At 66.4% G+C, this 4,929-nt stretch carries 4 protein-coding genes; all 4 read right to left on the reverse strand.

Going from position 1 to position 4,929, the window contains the following annotated elements; genetic code table 11:
• Positions 1 to 33: 33 nt before the first annotated feature.
• A complete protein-coding gene (locus I53_RS19485) occupies positions 34 to 1,668 on the reverse strand; it encodes an MFS transporter (protein ID WP_051044904.1) in 1,635 nt (544 codons plus the stop codon).
• 292 nt (positions 1,669 to 1,960) lie between these two features.
• The gene (locus tag I53_RS19490; protein ID WP_043353743.1) at positions 1,961 to 3,643 is read right to left on the reverse strand and encodes a cation acetate symporter; all 1,683 of its coding nucleotides are present in this window, start codon (positions 3,641 to 3,643) and stop codon (positions 1,961 to 1,963) included.
• Positions 3,640 to 4,011: a DUF485 domain-containing protein gene (locus I53_RS19495; protein WP_043353744.1), complete on the reverse strand. Its 372-nt coding sequence runs from the start codon at positions 4,009 to 4,011 to the stop codon at positions 3,640 to 3,642. The genes I53_RS19490 and I53_RS19495 overlap by 4 nt, the downstream gene beginning before the upstream one ends.
• A 136-nt stretch (positions 4,012 to 4,147) precedes the next feature.
• Positions 4,148 to 4,929, reverse strand: a 782-nt coding sequence (locus I53_RS19500) for an AMP-binding protein (RefSeq protein WP_043353746.1), incomplete at its 5' end; no start/stop codon positions are given.

Here is a 4,929-nt window from a genome sequence, read left to right on the forward strand (position 1 = left end):
CGACGCGTGGTTCGTTTGGCCGGTTTGCGCCGCTCAGGTATCTGCGAAGATGTCGCGATCTTTGTTCTCCGCACGAAAGAGGATGCCGATGATCACGGTCGCGACCGCGATGACGATCGGGTACCAGAGGCCGAAATAGATATCGCCGGTCTGGGCCACCATGGCGAAGGCGGTCGCCGGCAGCAGGCCGCCGAACCAGCCGTTGCCGATATGGTAGGGCAGCGACATCGAGGTGTACCGGATCCGGGTCGGGAACAACTCCACCAGCATGGCGGCGATCGGGCCGTAGACCATCGTGACGAAGAGCACGAGGATGAACAGCAGGCCGATCACCTGCGCGACCTGCGGCCGGAAGATGTCGAACGGATTCGACATCTTGACGATCTCAGGGTCACCCGCCTTCGGGTAGCCCGCGGCCTGGAGTGCCGCGGTCGTGGCCTTGTTGGCCTCGACGTTGCCCCCCTGCGGATAGGGGATCTCCGTATCGTTGACCCGAATGGTCGTGGGCTGTCCGGCCGCCCCGGCAGCAGTGGTGTAGCGCACCGACGACTTCGACAGGAAGTCGCGGGCGAGGTCACAGGGCGCGGTGAACACCCGGGTTCCGACCGGGTTGAACAGGTTTCCGCAGGCGGCCGGATCGGCCGTCACCGTCACCTTCACGTTCTCGATCGCCGCCTCGAGCTTCGGGTTGGCCGTGGAGGTGATGCCCTTGAAGATCGGGAAGAACGTCGCCGCCGCGATGGCGCAGCCCGCCAGGATGATGACCTTGCGGCCGATCTTGTCGGACAGCCAGCCGAAGACCACGAAGAAGCCGGTGCCGAGGAGCAGCGACCACGCGATCAGCAGGTTGGCGGTATAGCCGTCGACCTTGAGAATCGATTGCAGGAAGAACAGCGCGTAGAACTGGCCCGTGTACCAGACCACACCCTGACCGGCGACGAGGCCGAACAGGGCGATGATCGCGAACTTCGCATTGCGCCATTGGCCGAAGGCCTCGGTGAGCGGTGCCTTCGAGGTCTTGCCCTCGTCCTTCATCCGCTGAAAGGCCGGAGATTCCGACAGCTGGAGGCGGATCCAGACCGAGATGCCGAGCAGCAGCACCGAGACCAGGAACGGGATGCGCCAGCCCCACTCGGCGAAGGCGGCCTCGCCGGTGAAGGTCCGGGTCGCGAGGATCACGAGGAGCGACAGGAACAGGCCCAGGGTCGCGGTCGTCTGGATCCAGCTCGTATAGAACCCGCGCCGGCCGTTAGGGGCGTGCTCGGCGACGTAGGTGGCGGCGCCGCCATACTCGCCGCCGAGGGCGAGGCCCTGGGCGAGGCGCAGGACGATCAGGATGATCGGAGCCGCGATGCCGATGGTGGCCGCGTTGGGCAGGATGCCGACGATGAAGGTCGACAGGCCCATGATCAGGATCGTGATCAGGAACGTGTATTTGCGTCCGACGAGATCACCGATGCGGCCGAAGACCAGGGCGCCGAACGGACGGACGATGAAGCCGGCCGCGAAGGCGAGCAACGCGAAGATGTCGCGCGTGGCGGGCGGATAGGCAGAAAAGAACTGCGCGCCGATGATCGCCGCCAGAGAGCCGTACAGATAGAAATCGTACCACTCGAACACAGTACCGAGCGAGGACGCGAAGATCACCCGCTTCTCGGCCGAAGTCATCGGCCTCGCGGCGTCTCCGGCCCGCGGGATCGCGGTTGCCACAGCCATAAGACACGTCCTCCCAAACGCATATGGGCGGCCCGACGATGGGATCGCCCTTTCCCGGCCCGCTCCCGGGCGGCCCTGCGCAAAGCGCAGATCACCTATGCGTTATCTCAAGGGCGTGGCGGGTCAACCGGTAAAGCGATTGTGAAGAGCCTCATCAACACAGGTGCGCGCCGAGTTGTCACCGGAACGACGAAGGGCGCGGCTCGCGCCGCGCCCTCCGCCTGTCCGACGCGTCTGGTTGAGGTCAGTGCGCGTGGGCGCCGGACGCCCCGATGCCCGTCTCGGAGCGCACATACTGCGCCTCGAAGGCGGCCCGCTCGCGCTGGGCCCGGCGGGACTTGTCCATGAGCGACACGACCCAGATCGTCGCGAAGGCCAACGGCATCGAGAACAAAGCCGGGTTGTCGTAGGGGAAGAGCGGGGCCGGGTTGCCCAGCGTCGTCACCCACACGGCTTTCGACAGCACCACCATGATCACCGCGGCGAGCAGGCCGACGAGGCCGCCGGCCAGCGCACCCCAGGTGGTGGTGCCGCGCCACAGGATCGACATGGCCAGCACCGGGAAGTTGCAGCTCGCCGCCACCGCGAAGGCCAGGCCCACCATGAAGGCGACGTTCTGGTTCTCGAACACGTAGCCGAGGTAGATCGCCACGATGCCGATCACCACCGCGGAGATCTTCGACAGGTTGACCTCGTGCTTCTCGGTGGTGCGCCCGCGGGCGATCACCTGGGCGTAGAGGTCGTGGCTGATCGCCGAGGCGCCGGCGAGCGTCAGGCCCGCCACCACGGCCAGGATGGTCGCGAAGGCCACGGCGGAGATGAAGCCGAGGAAGTACGGGCCGCCCACGGCGTTGGCGAGGTTCACCGCCACCATGTTGGTGCCGCCGATCATGTCCTTCAGCTTGTCGAAGGTCCCGGCCGCGCCGAGCTTGAAGTAGACCGGATCGGACATCAGCAGGGCGATGCCGCCGAAGCCGATGATGAAGGTGAGAATGTAGAAGTAGCCGATCAGGCCGGTGGCGTAGAACACCGACTTGCGCGCGGCCTGCGCGTCCGAGACCGTGAAGAACCGCATCAGGATGTGCGGCAGGCCGGCGGTGCCGAACATCAGGCCGACGCCGAGGGAGATCGCCTCCACCGGGTTCGACACGAGTCCGCCCGGCGCCATGATGGCGTCGCCCTTCGGGTGAACCTGCACGGCGTTCGCGAACAGCATCTCGGGGTTGAAGCCGTATTTTAACAGCACTGCGCCCGCCATGAAGGTCGCGCCGCCGAGGAGCAGGCAGGCCTTGATCACCTGCACCCAGGTGGTCGCCTTCATGCCGCCGAAGGCGACGTAGACGATCATCAGGACGCCGACGATGATCACCGCGTAGAGATAGGGCAGGCCGAACAGGAGCTGGATCAGCTTCCCGGCGCCGACCATCTGGGCGATCAGGTAGAACGCCACCACCACGAGGGTGCCCACCGCCGAGATGATGCGGATCGACGTCTGGTCGAGGCGGAAGCTCGCCACGTCCGCGAAGGTGAACTTGCCGAGGTTGCGCAGGCGCTCCGCGATCAGGAACAGCACGATCGGCCAGCCGACCAGGAAGCCCGTGGAATAGATCAGCCCGTCGAAGCCCGAGGTGTAGACGAGGCCGGAGATGCCGAGGAACGAGGCGGCCGACATGTAGTCGCCGGCAATCGCCAGGGAGTTGGTCCCCGCCGAGATGCCGCCGCCCGCCGCGTAGAAGTCGGCGGCGGACTTCGTGCCCTTCGCGGCCTTGTAGGTGATGCCGAGCGTCAGCAGCACGAAGAACAGGAACATCAGGATGGCCGGCCAGTTCGTGACCGATTGCTGCACGGCCCCGAGATCCGGGCCGGCGGCATAGGCCGCGCTGGCGGCGATCGTGCCGAGCGTCAGGCCGAGGAGGAGCCGGTTCATCGGGCGACGCTCCGCTTGAGGGCGGCGCTCAGAGCGTCGAAGCGCGTGTTGGCCCGGGCCACGTAGACGCCGGTCAGCGCGAAAGCGAACAGGATCACGAAGACGCCCGCGAACAGCCCGAGGGAGGCGGTGCCGCCAACCTTCACGGCGAGCAGCGACTTGTCGAAGGCGATGAGCCCGATGAAGCCGAAATAGACCACCAGCATCAGGATGGTCAGCGTCCAGGCGAAGCGGGTGCGCTCATGGACGAGTTGCTGGAATTCGGGTGTCCGGACAATCCGCTCGACCTGCGGATCGACCTCCGTTCCGAGTGCGCGTGTTCCCGGGGGCGCCGTGCGCCCTCGAAGGCCGAGTGTCGTGCCGCTCATGGCTTTTCCTCCCGCGAGGGCACTCTGGCCCCCCGGTTCATCGCGTTGAAGTTCGTGGTTCTTGTTGGAGACGGGCGCCGCCCCGGCACCCGTCCCGGTCCGAACCCGCGCCGCTATGGCCGCGGCGCGGATGCGATCAGGCCCGGTTCTGCCGGTTCTCGATCAGGTCGTCGACCACGGCCGGCTCGGCCAGGGTCGAGGTGTCTCCGAGCGAGCTGAAATCGTCCTCGGCAATCTTGCGCAGGATCCGGCGCATGATCTTGCCCGAGCGGGTCTTGGGCAGGCCCGGCGCGAACTGGATCAGGTCCGGAGAGGCGATCGGCCCGATATCCTTGCGGACCCAGGTCACGAGCTCCTTGCGCAGGGCGTCGTCGCCCTCCTCGCCGTCGTTGAGGGTCACATAGGCGTAGATGCCCTGGCCCTTCACGTTGTGCGGGTAGCCCACGACCGCCGCCTCGGCGACCTTCGGGTGGGCGACCAGCGAGGATTCGACCTCTGCGGTGCCCATGCGATGGCCAGAGACGTTGATGACGTCGTCAACGCGTCCGGTGATCCAGTAATAGCCATCCGCATCGCGCCGGGCGCCGTCGCCGGTGAAGTACTTGCCCGGATAGGTCGAGAAGTAGGTCTGCTCGAACCGCTCGTGGTCGCCGTAGACCGTGCGCATCTGTCCCGGCCAGGAATCGGCGATGCAGAGATTGCCCTCGCAGGCCCCTTCCAGAACCTTGCCCTCGGCATCGACCATCTCGGGCGTCACGCCGAAGAACGGCCGGGTTGCCGAGCCGGGCTTGAGTGCGGTGGCGCCCGGCAGCGGAGTGATCANGATGCCGCCGGTCTCGGTCTGCCACCACGTGTCGACGATCGAACAGCGCTTGTCGCCGACGACGTTGTAATACCATTCCCAGGCTTTCCGGGGTG

The organism is Methylobacterium sp. B1, assembly GCF_000333255.1.
Taxonomy (GTDB): Bacteria; Pseudomonadota; Alphaproteobacteria; order Rhizobiales; family Beijerinckiaceae; genus Methylobacterium; species Methylobacterium fujisawaense.

What these genes read in the sequence shown, in the direction of transcription:
- I53_RS19485 (WP_051044904.1), bottom strand. Translation starts at nt 1,668, where the DNA reads ATGACTTCGGCCGAGAAGCGGGTGATCTTCGCGTCCTCGCTCGGTACT.
- I53_RS19490 (WP_043353743.1), bottom strand. Translation starts at nt 3,643, where the DNA reads ATGAACCGGCTCCTCCTCGGCCTGACGCTCGGCACGATCGCCGCCAGC.
- I53_RS19495 (WP_043353744.1), bottom strand. Translation starts at nt 4,011, where the DNA reads ATGAGCGGCACGACACTCGGCCTTCGAGGGCGCACGGCGCCCCCGGGA.